Annotated in this window: 14 protein-coding genes; 6 read left to right on the forward strand and 8 right to left on the reverse strand. The window is 68.5% G+C overall.

The features are described from left to right. Positions 1-15: 15 nt before the first annotated feature. Genes ENSA7_RS38900 through ENSA7_RS38910 form a run of 3 tightly spaced genes read right to left on the reverse strand, consistent with a single transcriptional unit; the run spans position 16 to position 4,493 of the window. On the reverse strand, positions 16-1,149 hold the full coding sequence (locus ENSA7_RS38900) for an FAD:protein FMN transferase (RefSeq protein WP_106094494.1): 1,134 nt from the start codon (positions 1,147-1,149) through the stop codon (positions 16-18). Next, positions 1,149-3,215: a class I SAM-dependent methyltransferase gene (locus ENSA7_RS38905; RefSeq protein WP_181234542.1), complete on the reverse strand. Its 2,067-nt coding sequence runs from the start codon at positions 3,213-3,215 to the stop codon at positions 1,149-1,151. Before ENSA7_RS38905 ends, ENSA7_RS38900 begins: the two co-directional genes overlap by 1 nt. Positions 3,216-3,269: 54 nt before the next feature. After that, positions 3,270-4,493: an Ig domain-containing protein gene (locus ENSA7_RS38910; protein ID WP_146158653.1), complete on the reverse strand. Its 1,224-nt coding sequence runs from the start codon at positions 4,491-4,493 to the stop codon at positions 3,270-3,272. 45 nt (positions 4,494-4,538) lie between these two features. Here ENSA7_RS38910 and ENSA7_RS38915 point away from each other — a divergent pair, with 45 nt between their 5' ends. Together ENSA7_RS38915 and ENSA7_RS38920 are read left to right on the forward strand one after the other, a co-directional pair. Further along, on the forward strand, positions 4,539-6,011 hold the full coding sequence (locus ENSA7_RS38915) for a hypothetical protein (protein ID WP_146158654.1): 1,473 nt from the start codon (positions 4,539-4,541) through the stop codon (positions 6,009-6,011). A gap of 55 nt (positions 6,012-6,066) precedes the next feature. After that, positions 6,067-6,711 carry an L-threonylcarbamoyladenylate synthase gene (locus ENSA7_RS38920; RefSeq protein ID WP_106094498.1) on the forward strand — a complete coding sequence of 215 codons (645 nt, stop codon included), beginning with the start codon at positions 6,067-6,069 and terminating at the stop codon, positions 6,709-6,711. 26 nt (positions 6,712-6,737) lie between these two features. Here the strand turns inward: ENSA7_RS38920 and ENSA7_RS38925 are convergent, their stop codons facing one another. Together ENSA7_RS38925 and ENSA7_RS38930 are read right to left on the reverse strand one after the other, a co-directional pair. Then, complete coding sequence (locus ENSA7_RS38925) at positions 6,738-7,622, reverse strand: class II glutamine amidotransferase (RefSeq protein WP_106094499.1); 885 nt, start codon at positions 7,620-7,622, stop codon at positions 6,738-6,740. A 69-nt stretch (positions 7,623-7,691) separates the two neighbouring features. Further along, a complete protein-coding gene (locus tag ENSA7_RS38930) occupies positions 7,692-8,351 on the reverse strand; it encodes a hypothetical protein (protein WP_106094500.1) in 660 nt (219 codons plus the stop codon). 262 nt (positions 8,352-8,613) lie between these two features. On the opposite strand from ENSA7_RS38930, the gene ENSA7_RS38935 reads away from it, so the two are divergent. The 4 genes from ENSA7_RS38935 to aat are packed head-to-tail and all read left to right on the forward strand — an operon-like array spanning position 8,614 to position 13,269. Next, entirely contained in the window at positions 8,614-11,148 is a 2,535-nt protein-coding gene (locus ENSA7_RS38935) for a prenyltransferase/squalene oxidase repeat-containing protein (protein ID WP_106094501.1), read from the forward strand. Further along, positions 11,145-11,627: a hypothetical protein gene (locus tag ENSA7_RS38940; protein ID WP_106094502.1), complete on the forward strand. Its 483-nt coding sequence runs from the start codon at positions 11,145-11,147 to the stop codon at positions 11,625-11,627. The genes ENSA7_RS38935 and ENSA7_RS38940 overlap by 4 nt, the downstream gene beginning before the upstream one ends. Further along, positions 11,624-12,574 (forward strand): HTTM domain-containing protein, encoded by a 951-nt coding sequence (locus ENSA7_RS38945; protein ID WP_106094503.1) that lies wholly within the window; start codon positions 11,624-11,626, stop codon positions 12,572-12,574. Before ENSA7_RS38940 ends, ENSA7_RS38945 begins: the two co-directional genes overlap by 4 nt. Positions 12,575-12,579: 5 nt before the next feature. After that, on the forward strand, positions 12,580-13,269 hold the full coding sequence (aat, locus tag ENSA7_RS38950) for a leucyl/phenylalanyl-tRNA--protein transferase (protein WP_106094518.1): 690 nt from the start codon (positions 12,580-12,582) through the stop codon (positions 13,267-13,269). A 109-nt stretch (positions 13,270-13,378) separates the two neighbouring features. Here the strand turns inward: aat and ENSA7_RS38955 are convergent, their stop codons facing one another. The 3 genes from ENSA7_RS38955 to ENSA7_RS38965 all read right to left on the reverse strand — a co-directional run. Beyond that, positions 13,379-13,912, reverse strand: coding sequence for a helix-turn-helix domain-containing protein (locus ENSA7_RS38955; protein WP_146158655.1), 534 nt, complete (start codon positions 13,910-13,912; stop codon positions 13,379-13,381). 469 nt (positions 13,913-14,381) lie between these two features. After that, on the reverse strand, positions 14,382-15,797 hold the full coding sequence (gene lpdA / locus ENSA7_RS38960; protein ID WP_106094505.1) for a dihydrolipoyl dehydrogenase: 1,416 nt from the start codon (positions 15,795-15,797) through the stop codon (positions 14,382-14,384). A gap of 54 nt (positions 15,798-15,851) precedes the next feature. After that, the coding region (locus ENSA7_RS38965) for a dihydrolipoamide acetyltransferase family protein (RefSeq protein ID WP_146158656.1) at positions 15,852-16,627 on the reverse strand (776 nt) is incomplete at its 5' end.

Below are 16,627 nucleotides of genomic sequence, written 5' to 3' on the forward strand. Positions count from 1 at the left end.
TCCACAGCTACTCGATCACTCACGCTCGTCGACGAAGCGATCCTTCAACCCAGCCGACACATACAGCGCATCATCAGGCCCAATGATCACAGCCTCCAGCCCAGCGTGGGCCTCGACGAACGCGAGCCCCTGGGCCGGCTCCATCACGCTGACGGCCGTACAATAGGCGTCTGCGTCGGTCGCGTTGCTGGCGACCAGGGTCACGCTCTTGGGGCTGCGATCCGTGGGGATCGGCCAGCCCGTGCGCGGGTCGAGGATGTGGGTGTAGTGCACGCCCTCCCACTCGAAGAAGCGGGCATAGTTGCCCGAGGTGACGACGGCCTCGTCTTTGGCGCTGATGTGGCCAATGCGACCCGCGACTTGCCTGGGATCCTGAACACCGACGCGCCAGGGCTTGTCACCCTTTTGGCCGCTGACCTGGGTGTCGCCGCCTGCCTCGACGATATGGTTGGCGAACCCACGCGCTAGCAACACGGCCGAGGCACGGTCGACCGCGTAGCCCTTGGCGATCGCTCCCAGCCCAACCTTCATGCCCGGCTTACCGAGCCGCACGGTGCCGGCGTTCGGGTCGAGCTCGATCGATCGCCAGTCGACGCTCGGGAGACGCTCGGCGATCCGATCCTTGCTGGGCGGCTCGGCCCCCGGCTCGAACCGCCACAGCTGGCCGACGCTGTAGAAGCTGACGTCGAACAGGCCCTCGGTCTGGGCCGAGACGGCGGCCGCCCGGGCGAGGATCTCGATCAACTCGGGGGCGACGGTGACCGGGGCGCCGCCGGCCTCGTTGACGCGGGTCAGATCGCTGGTCGCCCGCCACTCCGAGGCGATGTCCTCGATCCTGGCCATCTCGTGGATCGCGTCGGTCATGGCCTCGCTGGCCGCGAGCGCGTCGCCGCCAGGGCCAACCCACAAGTTGATCGAGACCCGCGTGCCCATGAGCTCGGTCTCGGCGAAGATCGTGCCGTCTTCGCGGATCAAGGACGCGGCCTCGGCTGCGGTCTTGGCCGATTGTTGGGCCTGATCTTCGGCGGCGACTTCCCCAGCTACGGCGGGCTTGTCGGCGGCATTGGTGCGAGCCGCCGGGTCGGCGTCGCGCGAGCACGCACCGACCACGACGAGCAGCGCGGCGCCGACCAAGCTCGCGGGCCGCATCACTTCTTTTTCCGGCCAGGAGGCGGCGGCGGGATCGGCCGTGAGCCCGAGCGGCCCGCGGCGGGATCCGGCGAGATGTTTCCGAAGCTGTCGGCGAAGTCGTCGTCTTCATCGAGCTCGCCCGCGATCAGCGAGCTCTCAATCTCGTCGAGCTCCTCGAACTCGTCCTCGACCTCGTCTTCCATGCTCGCAAACGGGTCGTCCTCGCCGGGCTGGGTCACGCGGGGCTGCGGTGTTGTCGACACGGCCGGCGGCGTCGCGGTTGCTGGCGGGGGTCCAACCGGTGGGCGCGGGATCGGCTTGACCCCGGACTGGGTGTCGCCGCGCTTGCCGAGCCTGGCCAGCAGCGCCTTGGTGTCCGTGGGTGTGCGGCGCGACTCGCCGGGCGCCGCGACGTCGGACCGAGTGCCCGGCGGGGCGGCTGCCGAGGCGGCTGGCGGCGCTGGGATCGGCGGCAGCGGCGTGGACCCGGAGCCGGTCCGGCGGGGCAGCCGGCTCGCGAGGCTACCGCCGGGCTGGCGCGGTGGCAGCTTGTCGCCGAGCTTGGGCGCGGGCGGCAGCTTGCCCGGGATTGGACCGGTCCCGCTGTCGCCGGGGTTGCGCCCGGGTAGCCGGCTCGCGAGCGGCACCCGACCGGTGCCTGACGGCTTGGCCACCGATGGCGCCGCCGGAACTGGACCCGAGCCCTTGGCGGCGGGGATCGGCGCGACGCCGCTCTCGCCGGGCTTGCGCGGGAGCCGGCCCGGCAGCGGAGAGTGCTCGACGCCGCCCAGCGTCGCGGCCCGGCCGGAGGCCTGGTGCTTGCGGGGCTGCACGGCGGCCTCGACTTCGGCGTCGGCAGCCGCGATCTCGGCGGCGGCGGCCTCTTCGGCGTCGAGCTCCTCGAGCAGACCGGCGAACATGTCGTCGCTGTCACCGCTGAGCGCGACGTCCTCGATCGCGGGCAGCTCGTTGACGCCGCTGAGCTCGATCGCCGAGAAGCCTGCGCCCGCGTCCGCGAACCCGACCTCGTTGAGGGATGCAGCGAGCGCGGCGCTGTCACCGGCGTCGACCGAGTCCTCACCCGCGTCGTCAGTCAGGGCATCGATCGCGGCCTCGGCCTCGTCGAGATCGATGTCGAGGTCGAACTCGAAGTCGTCCTCGGCGGACGCGTCGGCCTCGGCCTCGCCGCCCAGGCCGCCCCAGAGCTTGGCCAGGGTCGGGTAACGGCGCCAGTAGCTGGTCGAGAACTCGTCTGCGGGGCCGCCTGGCACGCGCACGCGGACCAGCCCGGCGACGACGTTCACGGCCAGCACGTGGCCAGCGTAGTAGGTGTCGATCGCCTCTTTGAACCGCCAAAACAGCGCCTGCGGCTTCTCGGCCCGGCCGATGATCGCCTTCCACAGGCGCAGCGGCCCGTGCTCGATGACCGGCGCGAACAGGAACTCGCGACCGCTGCGGAACAGCAGCTCGAAGTGCTCGTGCTCGACGACGACGTCTCGCTCGGTCAAGCCAATGCTCTCGAGCCCCGCGACCAGCTGCGAGGGCGAGGGTCGGCGGCGTCGCAGCATCTGCAAGGTCGCGACCTCGCGCCGCATGTCCTCGTCGCGCAGGACCTCCTCGAACATGTCCTCGACCTCGCGCCAGGTGCCCGCGAGCGGGAGCGTGGCCAGCACCTGCCCGCCCGGCTTGGTCACTCGGACCAGCTCGGCGAGCGCGGGCAGCCACTCGACGACCTGCTCGCCCAGCACCAGGTTGGCGATCGCGAGATCGTAGGTGTCGTCGTTCATGTCGGTGACGTCGTCGATGTCACCGGACTTGAAGTAGACGCGGCGCTTCCACTCGGGCCGCACGCGGGTCTTGGACACCTGCATCAGCCACGGGTCACGGCCGAGCGCGACGATCCGCGAGCTCTCGTCGAGGCGCTGCAGCAGCTCGGCGGTGGTGTGGCCCGCGCCGCTGTGGATGTCGAGCGCGAAGGTCTCCGGGGCGCTGGGCAGCTCGCGCATCAGCAGACGCGCGAACCGATCGTGCCAGATCGGCGCGACCTCCCGGTCGATCACGCGCGCCAGCTTTTGCTCGCGCACGCTGGAGGCTGTGCTCCTCTGGGTGTTCACTGGAGAGGGATCAGCCCGTCGGGGTCATGGGTTGCCGAGCACGGGGTACCCGACCACGTCGAAGTGGTACTGGGTCTGCGCGTTCTGGTCGAAGTTGGGGTCGTCAGTGTCGCAGACGGCCCCGTCGTTGGAGGTGCAGTAGCTCATCTCGAACGAGGCGACGAACGGCCGAGTCGCGAAGCCGGCGCTGGGCGTGGGGCCGGTCGCGGTCAGGCCGTGGGCCATGCCGGTCATGCTGAGCATGCCGTTGAGCACGAACGGCTCGTCGAAGGGCGAGCAGGTCACGTTGAACCGGAACCCAAAGCTGCTGCACAGCGAGGGGTCGTTGACGCAGGCCGGATCGTCGATCTTCCACTCGTAGCTGCCGTTGCCGAAGCCCAGCGGCATGCTGGGATCGAACTCGAGCAAGCCCGGCTTGAGGTCGGACTCGTCGACGTTGTTGGCGGTGACCGTGATGTCGTGGAAGGTGGTGACGTCGTTGCTGGCGCAGAACGGCACGCGGGTCTTGAGCCCGCTCTGCACGATCTCGACCATCCACACCCAGGTCCCGCGGCGGTTGCCCGTGATGTCGCCCGAGTGCGTGCAGCTCGACTCGTTGAAGCTGATGCCGGGCGGCGGGCGGCCGTTGCCGTCGCCGAGCGGACACGGCAGGTCGCTGATGTTGAGCGCGCTGCAGCTGATGTCGGACTCGTCACCGCCACCGAGGAACTCGATCATCTCCGCCTTGGAGGCCGTGTGCGGGATGCAGTGCAGCGGCTCGGTGCGCACCATGTTGGCGTTGAGCCGCTCGTTGACCAGCAGCGGACCGCAGCTGGCGTCGAACGACTGGCCCTTGCCCTCGTCGAACACGGTGATCGTGATGTCTTGGTACTCGAAATTGCCGGGCTCTTCGGGGACGCCCGTGATCTCACCGGTGTTCGGGTCGATGCTCAGGCCCGGCGGCAGGTTGCTGGCCATCCAGTTGCTGTAGTTGCCGCTGCCGCCGCCGACTGGCGGCGTGAAGCTGTACTCGGCTCCGACCGCGCCGTCTGGGAACATCTCGCAGTCGATCCCCACGGCGGTGCCGCCCGGATCCGGGACCAGACAGATGCCAGTGTCGGGGTCGATCTCGAAGCAGTCGGGCGCGAGCTCGTCGCGGCTGCAGCCGATCGTGGTCAGCAGCGCCAGCGCGGGCACGCTGAGCCCGACGGTTCGCACGATGCCGCGCAAACTCCCCGGGCGTGGACGATAATTCTTGGGCTCGAGCATGTAGAACAATCTCCGCGGACCGGCGGCAGCATATCATGGCCGCTCGTGGACGCGCCAGATTCGCAGTCGCCCGCGGGGACCTCCCGCGATTGGGTGTTCTGGTCGCTGCTCGCAGCTGCCGTGATCAGCCGGCTGGTGTGGGTGGTGTGGGTCCACCCCCCGCGCGACCACGTGTTCAGCGACATGGCCCACTACGTCCACCGGGCGCGGCTGGTCGCCAGCTTCGAGGTCCACGCGGGCATGCGCGAGATGGTGTGGCAGGCCTGGGGCACGCATGCGCTGTTGGCGATCCCGATGCTGCTCATGGGTCCCGGCGAGTCTGCGCTCGAGTTCGCCGGTCTGGTCTGGGCCGGGTGCTCGGCGGCGACGGTGGTGCTCGGCTACCAGCTGGGCCTGCGGACGCTCGGTGGCGCGGGCAAGCCGAGTTCGCGCAACACTCGGTGGCTGGCGGCGGGGCTGGGCCTGGTGCTGCTCGTGTGGATCCCGCTGCTCTCGCACACCGGGTTCTTCATCAGCGAGACGCCGTACACCTGCGTGCTGCTGGCGATGACGCTGGCGATCGTGCGGCTGATCCAGGACGGTCGCGGGGCGCTCGGGGCCGGGATCTGGGCTGCGCTGGCGTTCGTCCTGCGGCCGCAGTCGGCGGTGTTCTTGCTGATGCTCGGGGCGGTGTGGCTGCTCGATCGCCGCCACCATGACGCGCACGGGATCCGCGGCACGTGGTCGCGGCGGGTCGACGGGCGCGCGGCGTTGCTGTTCTCGCTGCCGCTCGCGCTCGCGCTGGCGATCTCGGTGGTGCGAGTTCGCGTGTACACCGGCTCGTTCGGGGCGATGGCCGAGAACGGCAGCATGAACCTCACGGCCGGGCGCTGCCACAACATCGTCACGCGCTCGTATCCGAGCCAGGCCGCGCTCGAGTCAGCGCGACAGACCGGCAGCCCTGTCGCTGATCGGCGGATCAGCCTGCCAGGGTTTCGGGCGCTGGGGCGCGAGGGACCCGACCACCCGCTCGCGCTGCGCCCGGCGCTGGGCGGCGAGAGCATCGATCTGGTCGGCTATATCGGCGACGCCGCGGTCCATCGCGAGATCCGCCAGCGCTGCTACGCCGCGACGGGCATCGCCGGGCAGCTGCGCTACGCGATCACCAACACGGCGCTGCTGTGGGTCGTGGCCCGGCCGTGGCCCGAGAGCTCGGACAGGTGGGCGCCGGAGCTGTTGCCGCTGGCGGTCCGCGGTCGTGATCTCGCGGCCCTGCTCGCCCCGCTGTGCGTGGCCGGAATGATCTTCGCGCTGCTCGGCTGGGGCCTGGCGAGGCCGGCCCGACCGTCCGCCCAACACGAGCGCCAGGCCTGTCTGGGCGTGTGCGCGCTGCAGTTGCTGTCAATCCTGGTGATCTCGGCCGTGTTCTTCGGCACTCCGCGCCTCCGGGTGCCCTACGATCCCTTCGCTCTATTATTGGCGCTCGCGCTGGTCTCGTGGGCGACAACACGGCTCGCGCATCGCCTGCGCCAAGATTGACAGGCCCCCCAAGCCCGCCCGATGGTCCGCCCAACCAGTTTGGGATCCGTTCCGCATGTCCGCCGCCCGTCAGCACACCTTCGCGCGCCTGCGCATCGACCCCGACCGACCTGATCCGCGCAAGCTGATCCCAGCCGTCGACGCGCTGCGCCGCGGTGAGGTCATCATCTATCCAACGGACACCGGCTACGCGTTCGGCTGCGCGCTGTCGAGCAGCAAGGGGATCGCCGAGCTGCGCCAGCTCAAGGGCATCCACGCCAAGCATCAAAAACCCCTGACGATGCTGGTCGAGAACCTCAACGACATGGGCCGCTACGGGGTCATGAGCAACACGGCCTTTCGCGTGGTTCGCCGACTGCTGCCGGGGCCCTACACGATCGTGCTCAAGGCCACCTCGGACGTGCCGCGGGCCATGAAGAACCGGGCCCAGGAGGTCGGCATGCGGCTGCCGGATCACAAGGTCAGCACGATGTTGGTCGAGCACCTAGGTGAGCCGCTGCTGACTGGATCGGTGACCCCGGGCGAGGACGCGCCCGAGCTCGAGGATCCACAGGAGCTCGAGAGTCGCTACTCGCGGGAGATCGCCTTGATGATCGACGCGGGCCACATCTGGCCCGAGCCCTCGACGGTGCTGCGCTTCGACGAGTCCGGCGACATCGAGGTCCTGCGCGCAGGACAGGGGCCGCTACCGGACTGGTAGGGCGGACTTTTAGGGCGGACTGGTAGTCAGACGACCGACAGCGAAGCCCGCCCACCGGAGCTGGGGCTGGGAAACCGCTGCATCTGCATGCGCCAGTCCACGCCGATCATCTCGCCCAGCCGCATCGGCTCCCACACGTTGTCGCCGAGCAGCGGCTCGCTCGAGAACACCAGGTGGCTGACGAAGCCGTCCTCGACCTTGCGCTCGCACTCGTCGGCCCAATACGGGCAGGTGTCGCGCTCGGGGCAGTGCTTCTTGTGGGTCGAGCAGTGCAGGATCTTGCCGCCCTGGTGGGCGAGCATGGTCTGGCCGTTGGTGATCACGAAGGTCAAAAAATTGTTGGTCAGCGGATCGGCGCTGTCGTCTTCACACAGCTCACCCGCGAGCTCGCTGACCAGGTCGATCGCCTCGCGGGCGGCCGCCGCCAGCTCTTCGAGCGGATAGCCGCGACGCTCGAGGTCACACCGCTCGGCCATCTTGCCGAGCATCAGATAAAACAGCGCCTCGCTGTCGGTGTGACCCAGGATGAAGCGACGCAACACCGGCGGCACGCGATCGAGCATCTCGTCGCGGATCGCCGCGAAGTTGGCGATGTTGCCGTTGTGAACCATGACCCAGCTGCCGTACTGAAACGGGTGGGTGTCGAACACCGTGAGCTGGCCCTGGGTCGCCTTGCGGACGTGCGCGACCACGGTCTCGGAGGTCACGACCCCCGACACGTGGCGAAACATCTCGTCGGACACCGCCGTGGCCACGCTCTTGACCACGTGCGGGGCCCCGCCCACGTAGTAGGCCACCCCCCAGCCGTCGGGGTTGTGCTCGCTCTGCTGCATGAGCGCATTGTCGGCGCTGACCAGGCTGCGATGGACCTGGCTCTGCATCACCGAGCGAAACCCGAAGATCCTGCACATGGCTAGGACCCCTTTGTGAGGTGGTTCGAGCGGCTCGGGACTTTGACAGACTGGACCACGGGGACCAGATTACCGGTTCTTCCACGCCAGGCGAAACACGACCTGCGACGGTTCGTCGAGCATCCGCTCGAGCAGCTCGACCTCGCCGTCGCCCTCGTCTTGGGCGCGACCGCACAGGATCAGCAGCGCGTGCTGGACAGTTGCGACCGCGGCCAGCCACGCGTCTTCGGTCGCGCACGCGTGCGGCAGCCTCGACAGGCACATCTGAACCTCGCGCCACTCGCGGGCGCGCGCGCGATCGGGATCGAGGCTGCGACTCACGCTCCACTTGCCGCAGTCGCGGTACAGCAAGCCCCACGCGCGCGGCAGCAAGCGCGCGAACGACCCGGGGTCGAGCCCGAACAGGCCGACGGCGGTCTGCACGACATTTTGTAGGATCGACGCGACCATGAACTCGCGCAGGTTGGCGAGCACGAACGCGCGGGTGCGCTCGGCCCCCAGCACCGTGTCGAGCGCGCGCTGCAGCGCGAGGTCGGCCTCGATCGGCAACCACACGAGCGGGCCGGCGCACTCGATGCTGGTCTGATGGGTGTCACCGAGCTGCCTGCGGATCTCCATGGCCGGCGGACCGAACTCATCGCAAGCGAACAACAGCGCGCGCAGGTAGCTGGCTCGCACCGCAGGGCCCGAGCGGTCTTCGTCCGCGTCACCGCCAGCTCCCTCGTTCACCACACCAAAGCTAACAGGCCAACACACACCCGCAAAGCCTGGACGCCGGCACCCCCGAGGAGCGACCAGACGCGCCAGCGGCTGCAGTCGGCAAACACCCCCGACGTAGGTCGGGCACGCACCGAGCCCCCTCCCAGGGGGCCACACATGCCACCGCACACAAACAGCCCCGAGGAGCAGAGCGACCAGACCCGCCAGCGGCTGCAGTCGGCGAACACCCCGACCGATGTGGGGGTCTAAAAAAACCCGTATCCTCGCGGCGATGTCGACGGGCCAAGCCGAGGCAAATCCCCAACCGGCCGACCCACCCGCGCGCCCGCTGCCGCGCTGGTCGCTGGTCCTGGTCGCCGGGTTGCATGCGCTGATCTTCGCCTGGGCTGGCGCGAAGCTGGCCTGGAGCGAGTGGTCGAGCTTCACGATCGTCTGCTACTTGCTCGCGCTGGGGCACGCGCTGACAGCCGTGGCGGCTGGCGCGAGGCTGCGGGCGCTGGCCCCGATCTGGCGGGTGAGCTCGGCGTTTGGGCTGATCGTGCTGGGCTGGCTGGCGTGGGAGCTGACCTCGGCGGCGAGCTACCTCGCGGGGCTGTACGGCTCGCTGGGCGAGGGGATCGGCGCGGGGTTGCTGGCGGTGATCGGGCTGGTCGCGCTGCTGAGCCTGCCGATCTCGGCGTGGGGCCTCGCGGCCACCTGGCGGCGCGCCTACAACGGTGGCGCGGCCGCGGCCACGACCGTGCTGCTGTGCGTGTGGACCCTGGGCGCGCTGGGTCAGGCAGAGGACGCCCACGCCGAGCTGGTGCCGCTGCCCGGTGAGTTCGAGCTGGTCGACCGCCACGACCCTGGCGTCCAAAACAGCGTGGTCGAGGCCCTGCTGTTCGCCGAGATGTCGGGCCGGATCGAGCACTGGGGGGTGCTGCCCGAGGTCCCGACCGAAGGCCCGATCGAGAAGGTCGAGGGCGGCTACCGCCACGCGAAGCTGCGGGTGCCGTCGCTGTACACGGTCGCGCCGATCGCCTGCGTCCCCGATCCCGCGTCCGACGAGTCGGTCGCGGTCGTGACCTACATGGTCCTCAGTGAGAAGCCGTCCGCGCGGCCTGACGAGGTCGCCGCCGTCGAGCCCGTGACCCGCTGCCTCCGCGCCGCCCCCGACCAGATCGTCGCGGAGATCGTCAGCCTGATCGCGTCCGAGGCCCTGCGCGCGCCCGTGAAGATCGACGTGATCAGCGGGGTCGCGCCGCTGCGCTCGCGGGTCCCGGCCCTCGACATGTTCTCGCTGCGCCCAGGCTTGGACGGGGTGTGCGACGAGCACCACTGCCTGATGCCGTGGCAGCTCGTGGCGCTCGACCAGTTCACGGCCAACGAGCCGCTGCCGTTCGTGCCCGACTTTCGCGTGGGGGTGTCGGCCGTCGAGCTGCGCGCCGCGCTGGGCTTCGAGGTGCCCGAGGACGTGCTCCGCTTTGACCGAGAGCAGCGCAGGCCCGCGCGGCTCGAGCGGCTGATCGAAGCCGGCAAGGCGACCCCGCGGCCGGCCGACGTCGAGTCCTGGCAGCTGATCGACGGCCTCACGCGGATCGAGACCCTCAGCTACATGGTCACGCGCAACGGCCTGTTCACCTCGCTGGTGCGCATGCACAAGCGCGAGGTTCGGCTCAGCCAGCGCAGCCTCGATCAGGCCCGCGTCGCCGCCGACATGCACATCGCCAAGGCCCAGCTGAAGGACGGTCGGTTCCGCTACACCCTCGATCCGTTCACGGGCGCGCAGGAGCTCAACAACTGGAACCTGCCCCGCCAGGCCGGCACCACCTTGGTGATGTGCGAGCTCGGCAACGACGCTCGCCGGACCCGGCGCGTGGGCGGGCTGTCGCTGAAGTTCATGGCCAGGCACGCGCGGCCGACCGGCGAGCTGATCCCGCTGACCAAGCGGCGCCGGGCCGAGCAGGCGGATCTGGGCTCGACCGCGCTGCCGGCGATCGCGTTCGCTAGCTGCCGCGAGCACGTCGGCGACAAGCACGATCGCACCTTTGCTGGCATGACCCGATTCCTGCTCGCGATGCAGCGCGAAGACGGGAGCTTCTATCCGCTCTACGACCTCGCCGGGGGTCACGTCATCGACGGTCCCGAGCCGATGTACGCGGGCGGCCAGGCGATCTTTGCGCTGAGCCTGGCCGAGAAGCTCGCGCTCGAGCAACCCGACGCCGCCGCAGCCGCCGGCCTACCCAGCGCCGAGGTCCTCAACGAAGCGGTCGAGCGCGCGATGGCGTTCTACACCGGGCCCTACTGGGCGACCTTCGTCCGCGATTTTTTTTGGCTCGAAGAGAACTGGCACTGCCTCGCGGCCCGGGCCTCACTCGATCACCACCGCAATGACGCGTACGAGCGCTACTGCATCGACTACATGACCTACAAGGCGCGCCTGGTGCTCGACGAGAGCGCCGACGTGGCCCGCGAGTTCTACGGCGGCTACTCGTTCGGCAACATCCTCACGCCGGTCAACACCCCGGCCGCCGGGTTTGGCGAGGGCATGGCGGCCGCGATCGCGCTCAAGCGCGCGCGCGGGGAAGACGTCGAGGCCGACATCGAGCAAATGCGTGACGTCATCGAGTTCCTGCTGCGCCAGCAATGGAACAAGGACAATTGCTTCGCCTGCACGCCCCACCGCACGGTGGTCGGCGGGTTCTCTGAGTCCATGAGCGCGCCCGAGATCCGCATCGACTACACCCAGCACGCCTGGTCCGCGCTCGGGCACGGCGGCGATTGGATCTACGATCAGCTGCCAGCGCTGGCCCCGGGCGAAGAGTGAGCGAGGCCGAGATCAAGCCCGCTCGCGGATCGCTGCGCCGCGCCCCTGCGCTGCTGTTGTGTGCGCTGGTCGTGGCCGCGGTGGTCGCCCCGGCCCTGCGTGACCCCCCGCGCGACTCGTTCCCGCTCTCGACCTATCCAATGTTCTCGACCGTGCGCAAGCAGGCGTGGATCCACGTGATCGTCGGATTCGACGCCCAGGACAACGAACGCGCAATTCCCCCGCGCCTGGTCGCCAACGTCGAGGTCATGCAGGCAGCCGAGACGATCCGGATCGCGGTCCGGCGACGCCGGCCAAAGCTGCTCTGTGAGCAGGTCGCCGCGCGCGTCGCAGACGATCCCGAGTTTGCGCAGATCGTGCGCCTCGAGGTCCAGAGCCGCCGCTTTGATCCCCGCACCTACTTCGTCGAGGCCGACGGCAAGATCCCGCTAAAGCTGCGTCGGCGGGCGGGGTGCGAGATCCCCGAGGACGGCGCATGAGTCGGTTGCTGGATCAGCTCGATCGCTGGTGGTTCTGCCCGGCGCCCGCGCTCCGCCTCGCGGTCTTGCGCGTGTTGATCATTGGCTATGGGCTGATCTGGCTGGTCGGCTTTGCGCCGCTGTTGCTCGCCAACCTGCGCTTCGCGCCCGAGCAATTCGCGCCAACCGGGGTCGTCTCGTTGCTCGACGCGCCCGTCTCGTTCGGGCTGGGCGCGGGGATCTGGCTGGTCACCGTGCTCCTCGGGGTCGCGGCGCTGCTGGGCTGGCGGTTTCGCGTGCTGGGCCCGGTCTACGCGCTCGGGCTGCTGTGGGTCGCGAGCTACCGCAACTCGTGGGGGATGATCTTCCACACCGAGAATCTGCTGGTCGTCCACACCTTGATTGTCGTGATGCTCCCCGCAAGCGATGCGTGGTCTCTCGACGCGCGCGCGCGCCCCAGTGACCAGCGCGCGCTCGCGCTGGAGCCGGATGCTCGTTACGGATGGGGTCCCAAGCTGATGGCAACGGTCACCGCGCTCGCGTATGTGCTCGCGGGCGTGGCCAAGCTCCGCACCGCCGGCTGGGCCTGGCTCGATGGCGATGTATTGCTCAGTCACGTCGGCTGGGACAATCTGCGCAAGCAGGAGCTCGGCAGCACCCACTCCCCGCTTGGCGCGGCCCTGTGTGCATTTCCCTCGGTGTTCATCCCGCTGTCCTGGGTCAGCGTCGCGCTTGAGCTGGGCGCCCCGCTCGCGCTGTTCGGCCGGCGGCTCGCGTGGGTGTGGTCGATTGGCATCTGGTGCTTTCACCTGGGGGTCGTGGCGATCATGTGGATTGTGTTTGCGTATCCCCTGTCCGGGGTCGCGTTTGCGCCCTTGTTCGCGGTCGAGCGGCCCGTGCTCGCGCTCGCGGCCTGGGCTCGCCAGCGGCGACCCGACTCTCCCCTTTCGCGCCTGCTGCCAGAGTGACCGCCGTGCCTGTTCGCCTGATTCGCGGAGACCAACCACTGCCCGATCCCGAGCAGTCCGACGCCCGGGGGCTCGTCGCAATCGGGGGTGATTTGCGGCCCACGCGCCTGCTCGACGCCTACAGTCGCGGCATCTTCCCCTGGTACAGCGAGGGCCTGCCGATCCTCTGGCACTCCCCGGATCCCCGCTTCGTGCTCGAGCCCGGCGCGCTGCGAGTCAATCGCAGCTTGCGAAAGAGCCTTCGTCGTCAGCGCTATCGGCTGAGCTTCGACACCGCCTTTGATCAGGTGATACGCCGCTGCGCCGAGGTCCCTCGCCACGATCAAGACGGCACCTGGATCACCTCGGAGATGATGGCGTCGTACGAGCAGCTGTCGGCCCTGGGTCACGCACACAGCGTCGAAGCCTGGGACGGCGAGCGGCTGGTCGGCGGGATCTATGGCGTCGTCGTCGGCAGCGTGTTTTGTGGCGAGTCGATGTTCGCGCTGGCGCCCGACGCCTCCAAGGTTGCGTTCGTGCAGCTGGTCGAGCAGCTCGGGCGCTGGGGCTTCGAGCTGATCGATTGCCAGGTCCACACGGATCACCTGCAGCGGTTTGGGGCGGTCGACTGGCCCCGGTCACGGTTCTTGGCGACCCTCGAGCGCCTGCGCCAGCGCAAAGCTGGCCCGGCCGGTCCGTGGGCGTTCGAGGCCTGAGCCGGAGCGTTGGAGCCTGGACGCACCAAAGCCCCGAGCGGCGAAGCCACCCGGGGTTTGTACAAACGTGAAGAGCTGAGCTGAGCTGACCTGGGCCGCTCGCGCTGCGCTAGGACAGCGAGTAACGGGTGCCGCGAGCCTTGCCGGTGAAGGTCACCAGGCCGCGCTCGATCAGGCGATTGAGGGAAGTACGGAGTTGGGTCGGATCGGCGTTGAGTGACTGACGCAGCTGGGTCGCCGCGACCGCCTCACCACCGTGCGCGGTAAGCGCCTCGAGGACCTCTTTGTCGAGTGCCTCGCGACCGGTCTCGGTACGAACATTGCGCTTGTGGGCAGCACCCTTGCGCGGACCGGGCTTGCCGGCCTTGCGTGGGGCAGCGCCAGCAGCCGCTGCACCGGGGGCAGCAGCTGCGGCAGCAGCAACGTTGGAACCGGAACCCTTGGGTCGACCGCCGCGGCCCCGCGCGACGCCGCCAACACCGAGCAGACCACCAAGGGTGATCGAGCCGAGCATGGGGTTGTCACTGACGAGTTGCTTCAGATCCCTGACCGTAGTTCCGGGGTTCTTAGCGATGATCGCAACCAGTGCAGCTTTGGACTGGTCAGCGAGGGCATCCTGAAAGGCGCTGGAGAGATTGGCCATGGCGGCATTTATGCACGAAAGATCTCGAAATGACAGGGGGCCATGTCAGTTTTTTTCACGGGATTATGTGCGCTCGATCCGTAACTCGATTCATGAGCATGTGGGTTGCTTTGTGGCCACGCCCAGAATGCGATTCGAAGGGGATCCATCCGGGCCTGCTTTGCGGCGTTGGCCAACGTGGTATTCGAGTCACAGATATGCCCCGCGATCTCGAATTCGGGCGAATTGACCGTCGTTTGGGCATAGTTGGATCCAGACCGTTCGATCGTGGTCAGCCGCGATCACCCCCGCGATCCATGCTAATGGCACACGGTCGATCTCTGTCACCCGCTACACTGAACCTCCGAGCAGCAGCCACTCACGCCATGCTCAGATGTGTCACGGCGCCGACGACCCCACAATCCTGAACGTCGTTCTTAAACGAGACGCGGCGCCGCACAGAGCGGCGCCGCGCGCGAACAGCGGATCCCTAGCGCCGACGGTTTCCGACGTGGATGGCCTCGCCCAGCGCGTGCTTGGCCGCTTCCATCACCGCCTCACCAAGGGTTGGATGTGGGTGAACGGTCAGAGCAATGTCCTCTGCGAAGGCGCCCATCTCGATCGCCAGGGCCGCCTCGCTGATCAGGTCGCTGGCTTCCGGGCCGACGACGTGAATGCCCAGAACCCGATTGTCCGACTTGTCGATGATGACCTTCACGAACCCGTTGGTCTCGTCGATCGCCATGGCCCGACCGCTGATCGAAAACGGGAACTTGCCGATCTCGATGGTGTGACCGGCCTGCTTGGCCTCGGCCTCACCGAGCCCCGCCGAGGCGATCTCCGGCTCGGTAAATACGACGTTGGGGATCGTCCGGGCGTCGTTGACGGTGTTTTTGCCGGCGATGACCTCGGCCACGACCTCACCCTCGTGGCTGGCCTTGTGGGCCAGCATCGGCTGTCCGCACACGTCGCCGACCGCATAGACCTTTGCGACGTTGGTCTGCTGGCGGGCGTCGACCTTGATGAAGCCCCGCTCGTCGAGCTCGACGCCGAGCTTGTCGAGGCCAAAGCCCTTGGCCACGGGGCGGCGGCCAACGGCCACCAGCACGACATCGGCGGGGAACTCTTTGCTCTCACCACCGACCTCGGCGCGGACCCACAGCTTGCCGTCACGCTCGCTAAAGCCCTTGGCCATCGCGTTGGTGACGATCTCGCCGCCATCTTGCTTGATCTGGCGGGCGACGACCTGGGCCAGGTCTTTGTCACAGACGCTCAAGATCCGGTCGAGGCCCTCGAGCACGGTCAGCTTGGTGCCGAGTCGCTGAAAGGTCTGACCGAGCTCCAGGCCAATGATCCCGCCGCCGATGCAGACCATGTGCTCGGGGACAAAGTCGAGCTCGAGCGCGCCCGTGCTGTCGCGAACCTTGTCCTGATCGACGCTAAACCCAGGGATCTCGATCGGCACGCTGCCGGTCGCAATCACCAGGTGCTCGCACTCGACGATGTCGTCGGGCTTGCCGTCGGGGTAGCTGAGCTTGACCCGCCCCGGCCCGAGGATCTCGGCGGTCGCGGTCACGTATTGGGTGCCCGAGCCCTTGACCAGCTGTTTGACGCCACCGGTCAGCTTGCTGACGATGCCCGCCTTCCAGACCTGCATCTTGGGCATGTCGGTGGTGGGCGCGCCAAAGCTCAGACCCATGTGCTCGGCGTGCTGGGCCTTGTGGGCCAGCTTGGTCGCCGAGATCAGGGCCTTGCTGGGGATGCACCCCCAGTTGAGGCACACGCCGCCAGGTTCAGCCTTCTCGACGAGCATGGCGTCGACGCCGAGCTGGCCGAGCCGGATCGCGCAAGGATAGCCGCCAGTGCCGGCGCCGATGACGAGTGCCTGTTTCTTGATTGTTGGCATGGGGAGACTCGATGGGTCGTGAAGCACCCGGAGGTGCCCGGAGAAGCCAGCCGGCTAGATTCCCGCGAGCAGCAGGAGCGTGGGATCTTCGAGAAAGCGCCGAACTTCTTGCAGGAAGCTGGCCCCCTCGAACCCGTCGACGACGCGATGGTCGAACGAGACGGACAGGTTCATGATGTGCCCGATCCCGATCTGATCGTCGTCGGTGACGACGGGGACCTTGCGAATTGCGTGGACGCCCAGGATCCCGACCTCGGGGTAGTTGAGGATCGGCGTGGCGAGCACCCCACCGATCGAGCCGAGGCTGGTGACCGAGAAGGTCGATCCGCTCAGCTCGTCGCGGCTGAGCGACCCGGCCTTGGCGCCCTCGCCCAATCGCGCGACCTCGCGGGCGATGTCGAGCAAGCTGAGCGTGTCGGCGTCGTGGATCACCGGGACCATGAGGCCCTGCGGCGTCGCGGCGGCGACTCCGACGTGATAGCGCTGCTTGAGGATGATCCGACCATTCGCCTCATCGAGCTCGGCGTTGACGATCGGGAACCGCTTGAGCGCGTGGCAGACCGCCTTGATGATGAACGGCAGATAGCTGAGCGAGACGCCCTGTTGCTGGGCGGCCGCCTTGGCCTGGTTGCGCAGCTCGACGAGGCGGGTGACGTCGATCTGTTCGACGTAGGTGTAGTGGACCGCCGTCGTGTACGAGCGGACCAGGCCCTCGGCGATCCGTCGACGCATGCCACGAAAGGGAATGGTCTGATCTTCGCGGTCGGCGACGCGCTGCGCTGGCGCGGGGCGGCTGGGCGCGGGGGCGGGCGCGCGCGCGGCTGGTAGGG

Origin of the sequence: Enhygromyxa salina, from assembly GCF_002994635.1 — a bacterium.
Taxonomy (GTDB): Bacteria; Myxococcota_A; Polyangia; order Nannocystales; family Nannocystaceae; genus Plesiocystis; species Plesiocystis salina_B.